17 protein-coding genes are annotated in these 17,176 nt (G+C 46.1%); 6 read left to right on the top strand and 11 right to left on the bottom strand.

The window, feature by feature from the left end; genetic code table 11:
* Positions 1-130: 130 nt before the first annotated feature.
* From argS to yfcE, 4 genes are read left to right on the top strand one after another with little or no spacing between them, the layout of a single operon-like run.
* Positions 131-1,960 carry an arginine--tRNA ligase gene (gene argS / locus B2089_RS10350; protein ID WP_296320202.1) on the top strand — a complete coding sequence of 610 codons (1,830 nt, stop codon included), beginning with the start codon at positions 131-133 and terminating at the stop codon, positions 1,958-1,960.
* Between the two features lie 23 nt (positions 1,961-1,983).
* Positions 1,984-2,259 carry a hypothetical protein gene (locus B2089_RS10345; RefSeq protein ID WP_296320205.1) on the top strand — a complete coding sequence of 92 codons (276 nt, stop codon included), beginning with the start codon at positions 1,984-1,986 and terminating at the stop codon, positions 2,257-2,259.
* On the top strand, positions 2,243-2,521 hold the full coding sequence (locus B2089_RS10340) for a DUF4160 domain-containing protein (RefSeq protein ID WP_296320207.1): 279 nt from the start codon (positions 2,243-2,245) through the stop codon (positions 2,519-2,521). Before B2089_RS10345 ends, B2089_RS10340 begins: the two co-directional genes overlap by 17 nt.
* A 4-nt stretch (positions 2,522-2,525) precedes the next feature.
* Positions 2,526-3,116 carry a phosphodiesterase gene (yfcE, locus tag B2089_RS10335; RefSeq protein ID WP_296320210.1) on the top strand — a complete coding sequence of 197 codons (591 nt, stop codon included), beginning with the start codon at positions 2,526-2,528 and terminating at the stop codon, positions 3,114-3,116.
* A gap of 185 nt (positions 3,117-3,301) precedes the next feature.
* Here the strand turns inward: yfcE and B2089_RS10330 are convergent, their stop codons facing one another.
* The 4 genes from B2089_RS10330 to B2089_RS10315 form a co-directional block, all read right to left on the bottom strand.
* A complete protein-coding gene (locus tag B2089_RS10330) occupies positions 3,302-4,006 on the bottom strand; it encodes a GTP pyrophosphokinase (RefSeq protein ID WP_296320213.1) in 705 nt (234 codons plus the stop codon).
* Positions 4,007-4,068: 62 nt separating this feature from the next.
* On the bottom strand, positions 4,069-5,319 hold the full coding sequence (locus B2089_RS10325) for a sensor histidine kinase (RefSeq protein WP_296320216.1): 1,251 nt from the start codon (positions 5,317-5,319) through the stop codon (positions 4,069-4,071).
* Positions 5,316-5,996, bottom strand: a complete 681-nt coding sequence (locus B2089_RS10320; protein ID WP_296320219.1) for a response regulator transcription factor — start codon at positions 5,994-5,996, stop codon at positions 5,316-5,318. Before B2089_RS10320 ends, B2089_RS10325 begins: the two co-directional genes overlap by 4 nt.
* On the bottom strand, positions 5,975-6,460 hold the full coding sequence (locus B2089_RS10315; protein WP_296320229.1) for a hypothetical protein: 486 nt from the start codon (positions 6,458-6,460) through the stop codon (positions 5,975-5,977). The genes B2089_RS10320 and B2089_RS10315 overlap by 22 nt, the downstream gene beginning before the upstream one ends.
* Positions 6,461-6,773: 313 nt before the next feature.
* Here B2089_RS10315 and B2089_RS10310 point away from each other — a divergent pair, with 313 nt between their 5' ends.
* Positions 6,774-7,607: a hypothetical protein gene (locus B2089_RS10310; RefSeq protein WP_296320233.1), complete on the top strand. Its 834-nt coding sequence runs from the start codon at positions 6,774-6,776 to the stop codon at positions 7,605-7,607.
* Positions 7,608-7,620: 13 nt separating this feature from the next.
* Entirely contained in the window at positions 7,621-9,669 is a 2,049-nt protein-coding gene (locus tag B2089_RS10305) for a UGSC family (seleno)protein (RefSeq protein WP_296687166.1), read from the top strand.
* A gap of 118 nt (positions 9,670-9,787) precedes the next feature.
* Here B2089_RS10305 and cimA read toward each other — a convergent pair whose 3' ends face one another.
* The 7 genes from cimA to B2089_RS10270 all read right to left on the bottom strand — a co-directional run bounded on the left by cimA (position 9,788) and on the right by B2089_RS10270 (position 17,168).
* Positions 9,788-11,440, bottom strand: a complete 1,653-nt coding sequence (gene cimA / locus B2089_RS10300; protein WP_296320238.1) for a citramalate synthase — start codon at positions 11,438-11,440, stop codon at positions 9,788-9,790.
* A gap of 126 nt (positions 11,441-11,566) precedes the next feature.
* Positions 11,567-11,956, bottom strand: coding sequence for a 6-carboxytetrahydropterin synthase QueD (queD, locus tag B2089_RS10295; RefSeq protein WP_296320241.1), 390 nt, complete (start codon positions 11,954-11,956; stop codon positions 11,567-11,569).
* A 22-nt stretch (positions 11,957-11,978) separates the two neighbouring features.
* Complete coding sequence (locus B2089_RS10290; RefSeq protein WP_296320244.1) at positions 11,979-12,254, bottom strand: hypothetical protein; 276 nt, start codon at positions 12,252-12,254, stop codon at positions 11,979-11,981.
* A gap of 162 nt (positions 12,255-12,416) precedes the next feature.
* Complete coding sequence (locus tag B2089_RS10285; RefSeq protein ID WP_296320247.1) at positions 12,417-12,851, bottom strand: response regulator; 435 nt, start codon at positions 12,849-12,851, stop codon at positions 12,417-12,419.
* Positions 12,852-12,871: 20 nt separating this feature from the next.
* A complete protein-coding gene (locus B2089_RS10280) occupies positions 12,872-13,357 on the bottom strand; it encodes a chemotaxis protein CheX (RefSeq protein WP_296320250.1) in 486 nt (161 codons plus the stop codon).
* Positions 13,358-13,384: 27 nt separating this feature from the next.
* On the bottom strand, positions 13,385-14,788 hold the full coding sequence (locus B2089_RS10275; protein ID WP_296320252.1) for a CheR family methyltransferase: 1,404 nt from the start codon (positions 14,786-14,788) through the stop codon (positions 13,385-13,387).
* Between the two features lie 10 nt (positions 14,789-14,798).
* Positions 14,799-17,168, bottom strand: a complete 2,370-nt coding sequence (locus B2089_RS10270; protein ID WP_296320255.1) for a chemotaxis protein CheW — start codon at positions 17,166-17,168, stop codon at positions 14,799-14,801.
* Positions 17,169-17,176 lie beyond the last annotated feature (8 nt).

Below are 17,176 nucleotides of genomic sequence, written 5' to 3'. Positions count from 1 at the left end.
GAGCGAAGCGAACGGAAGAATGTAGCGAAAGCGGAACGGCGGAACACGCGACCCGACCGAAGGGAGGGAAACGCTCTAATTTCTAATTTCTCCCTTTTCACATATCACTTTTTTCTATAAAATAGAGTTTATGGCAGATACAAAATCACAATTCAAATCTCTTATCGCAGACGCAGTAAATGAAATCATAAAAGAAAAAAATCTTGGCTCAGAGGCTGTTTCGGCAGAAAAAATCGTCGTTCAGCCTTCTCCAAATCCTGAAATGGGCGACATCGGCTCCCCCATGTTCATGTTCGCAAAAGCCCTTCGCATCGCTTCACCCCAGATTGCACAGGAAGTCGTGGCAAAAATCGCAGGCAAGGCAGGCGGAATCGGCGAAGTACTCGCGGTGGGTCCTTATGTAAACCTCAAGATGGACAAAGCAGGAGCCGTAAAATCAATCCTCTCAAAAATCGAATCTGAGGGCGCGCAATACGGAACTCTGGGCAATGACGGCAAAGCTCACCTTGAAGGAAGCCGCATCATGGTGGAATTCTCTTCACCCAACACAAACAAGCCCCTTCATCTTGGTCACATGCGAAATGACGCTCTCGGTGAGTCAGTCAGCCGAATCCTTAAAAAAGCAGGAGCAGAGGTCTGCAAGGTTGACCTCATCAATAACCGCGGAATCCACATCTGTAAGTCAATGCTGGCCTACAAGCTCTTCCACGAATCAAAGGGCGACACTCCCGAAAAACTTGGAATGAAAGGCGACCACTTTGTCGGTCAGTGTTATGTTGAGTTCGACCGCTACTTAAAAGGCGAAAAAGACAAGCCTGAGACAGCCCATCCCGAAGCACAGGAAATGGCCGAAGAAATGCTTCGAAAATGGGAGGCCTGTGACGAAGAGACGAGAAAACTCTGGCAGACCATGAACGACTGGACTTTCAACGGCGTAAAAGAAACTTATGACCGCACTGGAGTTTCCTTCGACAAATTCTATTTTGAAAGCGAAACCTACCTCAAAGGCAAGGACGAAATCCAGAAAGGTCTTGAAAAAGGCGTTTTCTTCAAGGCTGAGGACGGAAGCGTCCGCGTTGATGTCACCGAAGTCGTCGGAAAAGGCCGTGACGGCGAAGACCACGAAAAAGTTCTTCTCCGAAAGGACGGCACTTCCGTCTACATCACTCAGGACATCGGAACGGCAATCAGCCGCCACAGTGACTGGGCTTTCAACGAGCTTGTCTATGTGGTCGCCACCGAGCAGAATTTCCACTTCAAAGTGCTTTTCTATATCCTCAAAAAGCTGGGCTTCGACTGGGCAAACAAGCTCTATCATCTGGCTTACGGTCTCGTAAATCTTCCCAACGGACGAATGAAGAGCCGCGAGGGAACCGTAGTTGACGCGGATGATTTAATCGACTCCCTTCATGCCGACGCACTCAAGGCAATCAAAGAAAAGGGCCGCGAAGAAGAAGTGGGTAACGCAGACGAAGTGGCAGAAAAAGTCGCACTTGCCGCCCTCCACTACTATCTTTTGCAGGTCAGCCCGATTAAAGACATGGTTTTCAATCCAGAAGAATCTTTAAGCTTCAACGGAAACACAGGCCCATATTTACAGTACATGGGAGCGCGAATTGCCTCGATTTTGCGAAAGGCTAAAGACGAGGGAACAAAGACTGCAAGCCCTGAAAAAGCCGCTGCCCTTCTCAAAGCAGGGGAAGAATGGGATCTGGTAAAACGACTGGGCGAATACCCGGAGACAGTGGCAAGAGCCGCAGAAAACAAAGACCCTTCTGTCATGGCAAACTACCTCTACGACATCGCAAAACTCTTCTCAAAGTTCTACCAGCAGTGCCCGATTATGAGCGCAGAAAATGCCGAGCTTAAAGAAGCCCGCCTCGCACTCGCAAAGGCAACGCTTCAAGTCCTCAAAGACGCGATGAACCTTGTTCTCGTGCCATATTTGGACAGAATGTAGTTCAATGCTACAGGGGGAAGATTATGATGTATCCATTCATGACACTGAACGATGACACAGAAATCACCCACTCGGAGATTCTGAACATCGACGGCAAGGAACAAGTAAAAGTCTACATCGAAACACCTACAGATAATGGTTTTAATGATGCAACATGTTTCTTGCCAGATTACAAATGGGAAGTCCACGGTTATTCAGACGAAGAAATGAAATATTTCAAGGATCTGGTTGAACGAGCCGCACATCTTTTCTTTAAATTTGCCAGAGGCGGAGGATTTGAACATGCCGCAAATTTTTAGTATCGGCTCATATCTGATTTATTTCTGGTCAAATGAAGGAGAACCTCTCGAACCTGTGCATATTCATGTTTCAAAAGGTCATCCTGAAAAAAATGCAACAAAAATCTGGATAACAAAAACATTGCATTGCCTTGTCAGCAATAATAATTCAAAGATCCCGGAACACACATTGAATAACATTATTGAGATTATAGAAAACCGAGCATTCGAGATTGTCTCAGAATGGCAGACTCGCTTCGGCGAATTGAAATTTTACTGTTAAGCCTATGAAATTCCTAATCCTATCCGACATACACGGAAGCGCCGCCTGCCTTGAAACAGTCCTCGCTTCATTTGAAAAATCAGTTGACGCGCTCATTCTCTGCGGCGACTATCTCAACCACGGCCCAAGAAATCCTCTCCCCCAGGGCTGGGACACCAAAAAGACGGCGGAGCTTTTAAACCAGCGCAAAGATAAAATCCTCTGTGTGCGCGGAAACTGCGACAGCGAAGTTGACCAGATGATGCTCAATTTTCCATGCTTGAACGCCTACACCACGCTGGCCATTCCCGTTTCAAAGAAAATCCGCCGCCTCTTCATCCACCACGGACATCTTTACAGCCGCGAAGAGCTCAGTTCTTGGCTTCCCAAAGGCACAATCGTCATTTCAGGCCACACTCACGTCACGGTCATGGAAGAAGAAGCCGGACTTTTCTACTTCAACCCAGGCTCTATCTCCCTCCCCAAATGCGATGACGGAAACACCTGCGGAATTCTGGAAATCGAAAATGATACCGTTAAAGTGAGTCTCTACACAATAGAAGGAAAACTGCTTCGAGAGCACAATTTTAGCCAGTCTCCGAGGCAACTATGTTGATAGGCTAGGGAGACCACAGAGTTTTTTCTATGCACAGCTCCAGAATACGGATTAGCAGACAGAAAATACAAAAAAAGTGGCCGGAGCCGGGGTTCTGCCACAAAGTCGCCTGAGCTCTGCTCACTGCGACTTCTGGGGCAAGGTTCCCGGCGGGAGACCACTTTTTTTGCTTTATCCCGTATAACTTAATCCAGATTCTGAAGCTCTATGGCGATTTCTTCCATCTCCCGGTCTGTCATGGCGATTGTCTCTGCCACGCGGAAAAGCTCCCGGCGCACGCTCTCCGGCACTTTGGTATTCGTCTTGTAGCGTAATTCGTGCTCAAGGCTGGCCCAAAAGTCCATTGCAATCGTTCGCAGCTGGATTTCAACCTTTACATTGTGGGTGCTTTCAGAAAGATAGACAGGAATTTCAATCACCACATGCAGGCTTCGGTAGCCAGAATCTTTCGGCTGCCTGATATAGTCTTTTTCTTCAAGAAGAGTGATGTCCGGCTGCTTCAAAAGCATGTCGCGGACAGAGTAAATGTCAGAAATATAAGGACAGATTACCCGCACGCCGGCGATGTCCTGAAGATTATTGACCATGGAATCAAAAGTGACAGGCAGCTTCTTTTTTTCAAGTTTGCTTGCGATGCTCTGGGGCGACTTGATTCTGGATTTTACGGTCTCAATAGGATTTCTCCTGCCCGAAACCTTGTTTTCCTTGTTCAATATATCAAGTTTTGTCTCAATCTGCTTGATTGCGCTCTCGTAAATCATCATAATCTGCTGAAATTCGAAAGCCATTTTGTAAAAGTTGTCGGGATTGCTCATCAATTCCTTGTTTATGACTTTTGGCAATTCCCCGCCTTCAGGCACGCTTTCTGTTGCAAGTTCATCGATATTCAAAATAAAGCCTCTGTTTGTTTAAACAAAAGATACTGAAAAAAGTTGCAAATCGGCAAGCGAAATCATAAGGAAAGAAGGATACATGCTCCGCCACCACTTGCATTCTCCGCGCGGATTTCCCCACCTAAAGCAAGGACAAGAGTTTTTGCGATGGAAAGCCCAAGCCCGGCTCCGCTCACATTTCGGTCGTGAGACTTGTCTCCCTTGTAAAATCGCTCAAAGACATGAGGCCGCACTTCTTCTGAAAATCCCGGTCCATTGTCACTGGCAGAAAGCTCTATCTTACCTCCGACTTTGCGTGCTGAAAGGCTAATGCTACAATCCGAGCCGGCAAATTTTACGCTGTTGGACAAAATCACCGTAAAAATCTGATGAAGTTTCTGCTCGTCACTTTCAATTTCAAGAAAATCCGGGTCTGAAATCGTGACCTCGCAATCCGGGTGAGTGATTTTAAATTCATCCTTAAGTTTGGCGAAAAAATTCGTCACGAAGAATTTCGTTTTTTCAATTTTAAGTTTTCCGTTCTCGATTCGGCTCATATCCAAAAGAGTCGTTACGATGGAATTCATGTTTTCTGTTTCATGCAAAATAGCGTCGATTGATTCAGCAAGCTGCTTAGGATCATCCTTTCCCCAGCGTTTCAAAAGATTTGCGTGACCGTCGATAATCGAAATCGGAGTCTTCAATTCGTGGCTCACATTGCTGGTAAAAGCCTTTTCCCGGTCGTAATATTCCTGCAATTTTTTAAAAGCCTTAATCGTACTCCTTGAAATCAAGTAAGAAAGAGCGAAAGAGAGAATCAGAATCGGAATCAAAGAAATGAGGATAAGACGGGGAAGCGCCCGGCTCATCTTTGCGGCAGAATCATTTGCGATGTCAATAGCACACTCGACAATGAGGGAATTGTCGGTCAGAGCCTCGCCAAAATCAAGTCGCGCCGTTCTGTAGCGGATATTCAAATCACTGTCGGTGAAAAAATCTTTTTCAAAATAAGTTCGGCTTTTTCCCTCTGACTCCAAATGAGGAAGGAGACTGTCATTCGTGGCAAGAAGTGTCCCGCTTTCCCGCTCCCAAACCGCGTAGGTAATGTAATATGGAAGCTCCAAAAAAGCCAAATCATCCCTTCCCTTCAAGCGAATCGTCTCAGAGATAAGAGAAATGCTCTCTTCAAGGTCGGTGTCCTGCTTATGGGTAACAGAAAGTCTGAGCAGGGAAAGAAAAATCACCGAAAGCAAAAGAATTGAGGCTGCCAGCAAAAGCATAAATCTAAAAGATAAAAAAATTGCAACAGGAGGAGAAAGCTTTTTACTCATTTTCCAACTTCCTGCATAATGTAGCCCATGCCACGAACGGTTTTAATAATTCCGTCGCCGAATTTTGAGCGCAAATGCCGCACATAGACATCAACGCTGTTTTCTTCTATGTAGTAATCTTCGCCCCAGACCTTTTTGATAATATCATCTCTGGAAAGAATTTTGCCTGCATTTTCAAGGAAATATTTGAGAAGCAGGAATTCGTTTTTGGAAAGTTCAACCGCCTCGCCATCAAAGTTAACCCGCATCTCATCAGCAACCATTTCAATGGAGCCGTTTTTAAGCACCACTGATTTTGCGCCTGATTTTTTCTGTGTACGACGGAGCACTGCCTTCATGCGGGCAAGAAGCTCTTCAATCTTAAATGGTTTTGCAATGTAATCGTCCGCGCCGCTGTTCAAGCCGTCAACTTTATCGATTGTCTCTCCCCGCGCCGTCACAAGAATTATTGGAAGGTCAGAATTCAGTTCATTCCTCACTTTGCGCAAAATCTCCAGCCCGCTCAAACGGGGAAGCATGACATCCAGCAGGACAAGATCAGGATTTTCGCCCTGAATTTTTTCAAATCCTTCCCGACCGTCCGCGGCCGTTACGACAGAAAATCCCTCGTGGGTCAGCTCAAGCTCGGTGATGTGAGAAAGTTCTTTATCGTCTTCTACAATGAGGATTTTTGCCATTCGCGCTTCTCCCTTGAAAATTTAAAAAAGCTGTTTTCGTCAAGTCCTTTTAATTCTATGGGATTCATGCTCCGCCCTTTAAAAGACTGAAACTGCACCAGCCTGAGTGAAAACCCCTCACCTTCGCTTTCGGAACCAGATTCTGGCCGCTTGATTTTAAATTGCACCATACGGCGATTCTTTGAAAAATGAAACTGAGTCACAGGCGGAAGCGCTTTTTCATTAACAAAAATCCTGCGGTTCTGAACGGAACTTGAATCAACCATATCATTAAAATACACCGAAATCAAAAGAAAATCTCCATCGCCAGCTTCGGCTTTCACGCCAATGACCGTAAATACTCTGTCGCCTGCAGAAAGCTTGCGGCCGCTGTAATTAACCGTTTTTGCATCTTCTTGGGCAAGCAAAATCACAGGCAAGATGAGAAAAATAAAAATAAGGAAAAATTTCATTTTCTGAATCATAATAGAAGTATATCACGGCAAAAAGATTTTTTTCTGAAAAGCAGCATGAACTTTTCTGAAAATTCTTTCATCTTTGCTTCATTTTGCCTTAATGTGTCGGAAATCAGTGTGTGATACAGTAGAATCATAAAATTACGGGCGCAACCCTCGACAAGCGAGGGTCGGGCTTTTCGGGGTTCCGCGCTAACCGCGCTCTATTCCTACGCTCTGGTGGTTTCGATACGGTCGCTTCGCTTCCTACTCAACCACCGCCGCTTCGGAACGGCTTACGCCGCCCCTACAATCCCTTGCGCACTTGCTTTTGGAGGCATTTATGAAAAAACTAAAGAAATTTCTTCTTGCAGGAGCGGCACTCGCACTGGTGGTTTCGACAGGCGGCGCGGGGAGCTTCGCTGCCAGTCCAAACACCGCATTCGCGGGAACAAAAAGACCTGAGAGACCGCTTAAAACGGGAAATGATTTTCTCGCCGCTACATTCGATGGAGAATCGCTGAACATTCACTACCGCTACAAGCAGTTCAATGCAGGTGCTGGCGAACCGGTGCTTTTCGTGTTCTTGCACGGAAATTCTGCGAGCGGCACGGACAATCAAAAGCAGATGGAACGCACCCCCGCTTTGGATGCGGCTTCTTATATCGAAAAGCACGGAGTCAGCGCGTTTGTGCTTGCTCCCCAATGCCCTGAAAATACACCGTGGCGTGCAATTTCCGCAGACTTAAAATCGCTTTGCGAAACATTTGCGCGGGAACACGGCTGTGCGCACATATACATTGCAGGCGCATCAAAAGGCGGAAGCGGCATCTGGGCGATGGCAAGTCAGTACCCCGATTTTGCTGAAAAAGCGGTCGCAATCGCCTCGTCGCCAAGCGATGTAAATTTGGAAAATCTGCTAAAAACGGCACTGTATGCAGTCATAGGAAGCAACGATGTCGTGTCGAATCCCGACGCAAAGGACAATGCCTTGCTCTCAACCAAAAGTGACGATGAAATTGCATCGCAAAAAGTAAAGCGCAATGCCGATATTGTCGCAGAGCTGCAATATAACGGCGGCAATGCCCATATAAAGATTCTGGAAGGATATGACCACAAAAAAACCTGCAAAGAAGGTTTGTCGGAAGATATACTTGACTGGCTGTTTGCAAAGTAACTGGGAGACTCTTATGAAAAAACTGATTTCACTGTGTGCGGCACTTGTCGTGCTGTTTTCGATGAACTCAACAACCGCATTCGCCGCGACAAAATACTCAACCAATTCCGATGAATGCGTGGACGGCGTGTGTTTTGTTCCCCAGTACGCCGATGACGGAAGCCAAAATTACGCCATCGTTTCGCCTGTGGGCTACCACGATGTTCCCATGATAAAGCAAGCCAAGCGGTTGGACAGCCTCAAAGGAAAAACAATCGCCCTTGTGGGCGGCTCTTTCATGGCTGTCACCACCCACAACGAACTGAAGAAGTGCATCGAAAAGGAATTCCCCACATGCAAAATCTACATGTTCGACGACATCGGACAGGCAGGCCCTTATTCAGTTTTCGGGCAGACCGAAAAGACCAAGGCCTTTCAGGACAAGCTCAAGGAACTGAAAGTTGATGCCGTCATCGTAGGAAACTGCGGCTGCGGACTTTGCACCACAAAAGAAACTGGAGATTCCATCGCAGCCGAACACATCGGAATCCCGTCCGTAACCGTTGCCGCTCCAACTTTCGTTGCTCAGGTTCATTCAACAGGCGTAAACCGGGGCGTGCCTGTCCTCCGCACGGCTGAATATCCGGGAGCCTTCGCATCCCACTCCACCGAAGAGCTTAAAAAGAACGCAAGGGAAGTTCTCTGGCCCCAGATTAAAACCGCCCTCACAACTCAGATTACAAAAGAAGAAATAGCTTTGTATGCCCCGGAAGGAAAACGCCCTGCCGATGAAATCATCTATTACGGAAATTTCGACGAAATTCAGGAGTATATGCAGATTAACGGCTGGACTGACGGCTTGCCCGTAGTTCCTCCCACAGACGAGGCCGTTCAGGAATACTTGAAATTCACCGGATACAAGGGAAGCGACATTCTCGGCACATTCGCCCTGGCCTACCGTGAGTGCACAGTCTACACCGTGGCGGCGAACGCTGTCATGGCAGGAGTGCCCAAAGAATTCATGCCGATTTGCATTGCTTTCGTGCAGGGAATGAATAACGGCGAATGGAGGAAACCCCTGGCCTCGCCCCACGGCTGGACTCCCTTCGCTTGGCTCAACGGCCCCCTCGCCCGACAGCTTGGAATCGACAATCAGCAGGGCATGATAAGTGAAAAGGCTAACAAGGCCCTCGGCCGCTTCATTGATTTGGCTATGCTCAACATTGGCGGCTACTATGTGAAGGAAAACCGCATGGGCTCTTTCGGCTACCTCACCCCCTTCACATTCAGCGAGGACGACGAGGCCTGCGTAAAGCTTGGCTGGAAACTCTACCATGTTCAGCAGGGCTACGATTTGAACGCAAACACAATCACGGCGGGGTCTGTCCTGGCATGGGGAAACAATGTAACTCCTGCCACCGACGACCCGGAAAAAATCATGGAAATCATGGCCTTCGACATCACCGAAAAGCAGCAGAACGGCTTGGGCAACACAAAGCCCCAGGTTCCACGAACGGTTTTCATCACGGAATATGTGGCGCTGGATTTGGCGAAGGAATACAAGACAAAATCTGATTTGGAGGACGCTTTGATTGAGACAGCCCGCCGTCCCTTGGCTCTCCGCACCTACGCCCACTATTGGGCAAACACCGGAAGCCAGCAGTACAAGCGCCGCTCTTTCGACGAACATTTTGATATGCTCTCAAAAGACGAGGCTGAGCAGGCAAAAATGACTCCAACTCCCGAATGGCTCAAACCGATTGTGAAAGACGATGAGATTATGACAATCGCCACCATGAACAAGGGGGACACGGCCTTCTTGGTCACAGGAGATGCAAACCGCAACAAGGTTCAGGTTATGCCGGGCGGCGGCTTCGTTACAACAGAAATCAAGCTCCCGAAAAACTGGAACGAGCTTGTCGCTCCTCTTGGCTACCAGCCTATCGAAAACTTCTACTTGAAGGGAACTTTCAACAAGGACGAGGGAAAGAAGGCGACGAGCGCGAACAAAAGCAAAAAACAGCCCACGGCGGAAAAAAACGCGAAGAAGCCCGCAAAGCCCATTACGCCGAAGGGTAAGTAAAGTCACACAGATTCGCAAGTCGTGAAAGCGGTATGTTAAATGATTTCCCTGTCAGACAGGCTTATTTCGGCATGACAGGGAAAATGCCTACCGTGCTATATGTTGTGAAGAGCTTGGATTATATGAGTTTTCCGAACTTCTTTTCCAAGTCCTTAATCAGCTTGTACTCAAAGGAATCTACAAGAGCGAGATAGGAAGCCTCAATCACATCGCTTGAAACGCCCATAGTCGTCCAATGCTCGTCTCCGTCGCTGGACTCAATCAAAACACGGACACGGCTGGCCGTAGCAGATTTTCCATCAAGGACACGGACTTTATAGTCAGTAAGATGAATCTGAGCCACATTGGGGTAGAACTGCTCCAAAGCGTTTCGCATGGCAACATCCAGTGCATTTACAGGACCGTCACCGTCACCAGCCGTCACAACGACCTTTCCGTCCACATCGATTTTAAACTGGGCAAAAGCGCTCTGGTCATCGGCAAAGCGGGGAAATTCGCCGCTTGTTTTATAATAGTGAAGATTGAAAAATGGCTGGTACTTTCCGATAGCCTTCCGCACGAGGATTTCAAAACTTGCGTCCGCACCCTCAAACTGATAGCCGTCATGCTCCAAATCCTTTACCCGCTTGACGATTTCAGCCACCACAGGGCTTGACTTTGTGAGAGATTTGTCGAATTTCTGAACTTTCTCAACAATCATGCTCTTTCCGGCAACCTCGCTCATGAGGAAGACCCGACTGTTTCCAACGCTCTCAGGAGTGACATGCTCGTAGGCAAAAGGATTTTTAATCACCGCGTCGATGTGCATTCCCGCCTTGTGGGCAAATGCGCTGGCTCCCACATAAGGCATTCCCGCGTTAAGGGCGATATTCGTAATCTCTGCGACCCGCTTACAAATCGGGGTGAGATTCTGCATATTCTCAGCAGGAATACACTCACAGCCGCTTTTAAGCTGCAAATCCGCGATAATCGTAGAAAGATTCGCGTTCCCGGTTCGCTCACCGAATCCCAAAAGAACGCCCTGCACATGGCTCGCCCCCGCCTCAACAGCAAGAAGGGAATTAGCCACCGCACAGCCAGAATCATTGTGAGTATGAATGCCTACGGAGACGCCGCAAGCGCCGTCTCCTTCGACAGAAACGGCTTTGCCGTTTCTGTCAACACAACTTCTTGTCTTAAAATGCTCAACTACGTGCTTCGTAATCTCGTAGCACTGCATGGGCATCATGCCGCCCTTAGTCTCGCAAAGGCAGAGAACCTTCGCCCCGCCCTCAACGGCGGCCTCAAGAGCCTTCATGGCGTAATCGGCATTTTCAGTGTAGCCGGTAAAAAAATGCTCAGCGTCGAAAATAACTTCTTTTTTGTTTGCGACAAGAAATGCCACCGTGTCACGAATCATCTCAAGGTTTTCCTCAAGGCTGGCGTGCAAAATCTCCGTAGCCTGAAAATCCCAAGTCTTCCCGAAAATACAGACGACCTCAGTTTCAGCCGCCAGAAGACTCTGAAGATTAGCATCCTCGCTGCACTTAATCCCCTTTCGCCGCGTTGAGCCAAAAGCCACGATTTTAGAATGCTTCAGCTTGAGTTTTTTCGCCTCGGCAAAGAATTCCATGTCCTTGGGGTTCGAGCCTGGATTTCCCGCCTCAATATAAGCAACCCCCAGATCGTCCAAAGCCTTAACGATATTGATTTTGTCCTGCACTGAATAAGAAATGCCCTCGCCCTGAGAGCCGTCCCGCAAAGTGGAATCAAGAATAGAAATCTGTTTCATAAATATCTCCATGGGGCTGCGGCTATCGCCGCCGGGCTTTGCGTGGTTCCGCTCACCGCTTCATTCTTCCACTCCCTTACGGTCGTTTCAGAACGGCTGACGCCGCCACTCCAATCCCTAGCCCTTTTACTCCGGCAAATATCTTGCCCTGTTGTTGTCTGTCTCAAAAACATCGACCGCCCACAAGTGCGTTTTCTTGGCCTCATCCGACTTTTTCAAATCAGGAATCTGCTCCACAATCCCATTGTAAATGTAAACCGCGATTCGCTCCGCGCTGGGATTCTGGTCAAAAAAACCGATGTCATTCAAATTCCTGTGGTCAAGCTTTTCGCATACAGCCTTCAAAGCCTTTTTCAGCTCAGTAAAATCAAGCAGCATCCCCCCTTCGTCAAGGGAAGAGCCTTGCACATGAGCGTAGACCTTGTAATTGTGACCGTGCAAATTCTCGCACTTACCATGATAATCACGCAAAAAATGCGCCGCCGCAAAATCAGCCTTCACACGAACCTGAAACATGAGGAAATTATATCAGAAATGCTTAAAAGAGAGAATATGGATTCCAAATACTTTCCTTACATGAAAGCCCTGTCGCCGGAATAAAATAACCGCCACCACGAATGAAAGAGCCTCCGCAAAAAGGAAGGTCAGCCAGACGAGCCATTCTGAATTTTCCAAAGACAAGGCCAGAGTCATCAAAAAATACGCCGATGGAAAGAATCATTGGAATTCCCATTTTAAGCATAAGAGACTTTACCGGGAGAGAAGCGAGAGGATTTTGCGCTGCCGACTCGCTTTTAAAAGCATTTTCCTTCATTTTTCCTCACAAAATAAAAAAAAGCGCATAGCCCCTAAAACAACTGGTTTTACGCTATTTTAAGAGCTACGCGCTGTGTGAGAAAATATAATGAATTTTCAGATTTTTGTCAAAAGACAAAAACAAAAAATCGGAATGCGAAATGCACTCCGATTCTAATGACTATTTAAGAGCTGCAGAGATTCGCTCAAGAACCTTCTTGCGGTCAAGTGGTTTTACGATGTAGTTCTTAGCACCGAGAAGAAGTGATTTTTTAACCAATTCCTCTTTACCAAGAGCACTAACCATGACAACGCGAGCATTCTTGTCGAAAGCAACAATCTGCTCAAGGGCTGTGATACCGTCCATGCGAGGCATAGTAATATCCATAGTTACCAAGTCAACATTCGGACACAGTTCCTTGTATTTATCAACACCGTCTTTACCGTCAACAGCTGTAGCAACGACCTCATATCCTTCACTTGTGAGAATCTGACCGAGCTGTTTTGCAACGAACATTGAATCGTCTACAACAAGTACACGGATTTTTGTTCCGTCAGCATTCATGCCCTCTGGCGGACGCTCATTGATTGAAGGAAAATCCTGTTTTGTTTTCATTTTGGCACTCCTTATCCTTTTTACATGCGTTCGCGAATTGCGACGTTAACTTCAATTTTACCACACTCAGTGATAAGAGGAACAATAAGAGCCTCTACACTGTTTGTCTGACTGCTACCCAATGCAGCAATTTCCATTTTTTCACCTGCAAAAAGAGCTGGTGGCGTAAGGTCGAACTTGAATCCAAGCTCATGCAATTTAGTAACAGCCTGAGCTGTGATGAGATTTGCAAGTTCGCTGATAGTAGCTTTAGCAAGATCATCGAATTTTGTAAGCGTCTCACCGTTCATTGCAGAAGCAATGTTCAAAGCTGTTTCATAAGTCATATCAAAAAGAACACGACCTTCAACATCACCAGCAAGACCTACGAGGGCAGCAACACCCATTACAGGCATAGCCGTTGATTTGAGATACAAATCACCGCGTGTAACGGTTGCGCCACCAAGCACTTCCTTCAAAATCTGATATGAAGTTTCAACAAATGGATTAATGTACTCTACTCTCATGAGTTTTTACTCCTGTATTATTTTATGCTATTTTTTGCTAAAAATAGTTACTGTTCCGACTGTATTTGCAGACCATTTGGGATTCTCTGCAAGTGATTCATTCTTACCAAGGAATACTACACCGTTTCCTTTAAGTTTTTCAGAGAAATCAGCAACGATTGTCTGTTGGGCCGCTTCCGGCAAGAATGACAACACATCCCGTGCAAAGATTATATCACAAGATGGCAAATTATTGGTATTCGCACAGTCGTGATATTCAAACAAAATGCTATCTCGGATTTCAGGAATAAAAGTGAAATCTCCGTTAGCCTTCTTTGTAATATACGGTGCATACCAATCATTGGCAACATCAGCAGGAACTGCAAGCAATGGTGCGTTAGAGATACTGAGCAAATCAACTTCATGAGCGTAAATTCGCACTTTTGCCTCAGGATAACGCTTTTTAAGAATACAAGCTAAAGAATATGTCTCAGGACCTTTTCCACAACCTGGATTCCATACGATAATCTGTTTAGCTGCATTGTCAGGAAGGGCTTTAAAGATTGAATCAGCATAAGCCTTATCCCACCATTTATCGCTACAAGGTGAATAGAAATTCTTTAGGAACAAATCAGCATCTGTCGGGCTCTGAAGCTGAGTCTTATTTTTGCCACGCTCCCCTTCCCATTCTTTATATCGAGTCTGCATCCATTTATCGTTAAGTGCAGATGCAGAAAATTTTCGCATAGAAGCCAGTGAATCAACTACAAAAGAATAGTCTACCTTTTCTTCTTTTGCGGGGGCTGCCTTTGAAGCCTGTTTTTTTGCAGGAGCCTGTGCAGCAGACGCCATTCGAGCAGACATTTCTCTAGCCACAGCTCCATCAGAAGATTTTTTATCGCCTTTTGAGCCAAAAATCTTCTCGATGTCCAGAAGAATATACAAGCGATTGTTTACTTCCACGACACCCTGAATATATTTGATATTGATGTCACCAAACAAGGGGTGAGGCGGATTAATGCTTGATTTTTGAATTCCGACAACTTTATCGATTTCATCAACGACAACACCGAATGTAAGCTCACCTATAGAAACAATGAGCATATTCTCCAGAGCATCATACTCACGCTCTGGCATATCAATATTGAAGAACAAGCGCAAATCGATAATCGGGATGATATCACCACGCAGATTGTATACACCAAGAACGAATGGAAGAGCATTCGGTACATAAGTAAAACGACCTGCTTTAGCGATTTCTTTGACCTTCATGATGTCGATTGCATAGTCCTTTCCTGCAAGAGAAAAAGTGACCATTTTGTAATCGACGACAACTATATTATCAGGCTTTTCAGGAGTTGCAGTATCAGCCGCAACAACATTCTGAAGATTACCCAAACTTTCCTTTAGAACGGAGTTGATTGAAGGTTTTTCGTTTGTTGTATCTGCCATAATCTTCTCCTTAGTCCTCTACACTCGACTCTTGGCGTGCTTGAATTTCCTGACGAACACCTAATTCAAGCAATTGACCGACATCAATAATAAGTGAAACTGAGCCATCACCCAGAATTGAAGCACCAGAAATACCTGGCGACTGGGTGAACTGATCTCGTAATGGTTTGATAACCACATCTTCCTCACCAATAAGATTATCTACCATAACGCCAATTTTTTTATCCTGAGAACCAACGATAACAACAAAACAATATTCGCCGTCTTCGTTAGTTCGAATATTGAACAATCGGCTCAAACGAAGCACGCTGATAACTTCATTACGAACATTAAGGACTTCGTAATTATCAATCGTGTTGATTTCTTCTTTTTTGACGCGGACACTTTCGATAACCGAGGCAATCGGAATTGAATAAACTTCACGACCAACACGAACGAGCAAGCCCTGAATGATTGCCAATGTAAGCGGCAGGCGGATTGAGAACTTAGACCCCTTTCCGTGCTCAGAAGTAACCTGAATCGTACCGTTAAGCTTTTCAATCATCGTTTTGACAACATCAAGACCTACACCACGACCTGATACATTCGTAATTTTTTCTGCCGTTGAGAAGCCCGGCAGGAAAATAAGCTGAGCAGCCTCTTGGTCTGAAAGGACTTTTGATGGATGGATAAGACCTTTATCAATAGCCTTTGCCTTTACCTTTTCAACATTGATACCACCACCGTCATCAACTACATCAATAACGATGCTGTTTCCTTCATTGGCAGCCTTGAGAAGAACCGTACCTGTTTCATCTTTACCTGCATTCTTGCGCTCTTCTGGAGACTCAATGCCGTGGTCAACGGAGTTTCGGACACAGTGCATGATTGGGTCCATAAGATCATCAACAACCGTCTTATCAAGTTCGGTATCCTCACCCTCAAGGAGCAAATTAACCTTTTTACCCAAATCCTTCTGTAAATCACGAACAACGCGGGGGAAGCGATCGAAAACCTGACTGATAGGAACCATTCGGATTTTCATGATACCTTCCTGCAACTCGCCAGTGATTCGGCCGAGGTTCTGCGTAGAAGAATGAAATTTGGAATTCAAATCTTTGAAACGGTTTTCAAATGCATCAAAAATGCTCGCAATATCACCGAATTCATTCGTGATATTTGCTTTGATATCTTTAACAGCAACACCATTCTGGATTTCTTCAAGATACTGAGGAAGCTGCTCGAACATTCGGCGAACTTTCTCTTTATAAGAAGAATCGAGTGTCTGGAACTGAATAAGCATATCAGCAAACTGCTGCTGGCTCTGATTGAAAGAAGCCTTTGTAATGACAGTTTCTGAAACAAGATTCATGAGATTGTCAACACGCTTTGAATCGACACGGAGAATCGTGCTCTGCTGCGCATGACCTGTAGCCGGAGCCGTTTTTGCGGCTGGCTTTGGAGCCTCTTTTTTGGGAGCCTCAGCAGCAGGAGCCGCCGCTGGTGCAGGACTTGCAGCTTGTGGGGCCGGAGCCACTGGAGCAGAAGGCTGAGGAGCAGCCGCCTGTACAGGAGCAGAATCGCTCGCAACTGCATTATCAAGATTTTTAGCATCAACACTCAAAGTAACATCATCGAGGAATGCCGTATCTTCAAGCTGCTCTGCCGTATTATTTGAAGCAACAAAATAAGTGACATCTTTATGGAATTCGTCTTCGTAGAGGGCATCAAAATCAGGGATGGTTTTAAGAACCGTACCGCAAGCCTTGAGAGCAGCGAACACCTGAATACCACCGACAGAATTCATAGGATTGTTTTCGTCGAATGTGACAGCAACAGACCACAACTGCTGGCCAGGTTCACAGCCCTGCTTAAGTTCAGCAAGCTCATACTCAGAAAGTGCGACCGTTGAAGCAGCCGAACTTGCCGCAGGTGCGCTTGGAGCCGCCTGTGGGGTCGGAGCCACAGCAGGAGCCGCCGTTTTTGGAGCAGGTGCGCTTCCGCCACCACCAATCATCGATTTGATTTTATTGGTAATCTCTTCAACACTTTCGCCATATACAGAACCGTTCTTTCGCTCTTCAAGCATAGCCTTAATTACATCGAGAGCCGTAAGAAGCGTATCAACAATATCTTCTGTAACTTTAATCTTGTCAGAACGGACTTCATCAAGAAGGTCTTCCATTGTATGTGCAAAATGTGCAATCTCACTAAATTCAACAGTTGCCGAATTTCCTTTGAGGGTATGTGCTGCGCGGAAGATTTCATCGATGGCATCATGATTATTTGGATCATTCTCAATCGCAAGAATATTGCTTTCGAGGTTATCAACCATCATTTCAGACTCAGAGAAGTAGTCCTTTAACAATTCTTCGTTAGTAGAATCAAGATAATCACTCATACTATCTA

The organism is Treponema sp. UBA3813, from assembly GCA_002368605.1.
Taxonomy (GTDB): Bacteria; Spirochaetota; Spirochaetia; order Treponematales; family Treponemataceae; genus Treponema_D.
The sequence above is the reverse complement of the archived record's forward strand: the minus strand, read 5'-3'. Positions and strand labels throughout refer to the sequence as shown.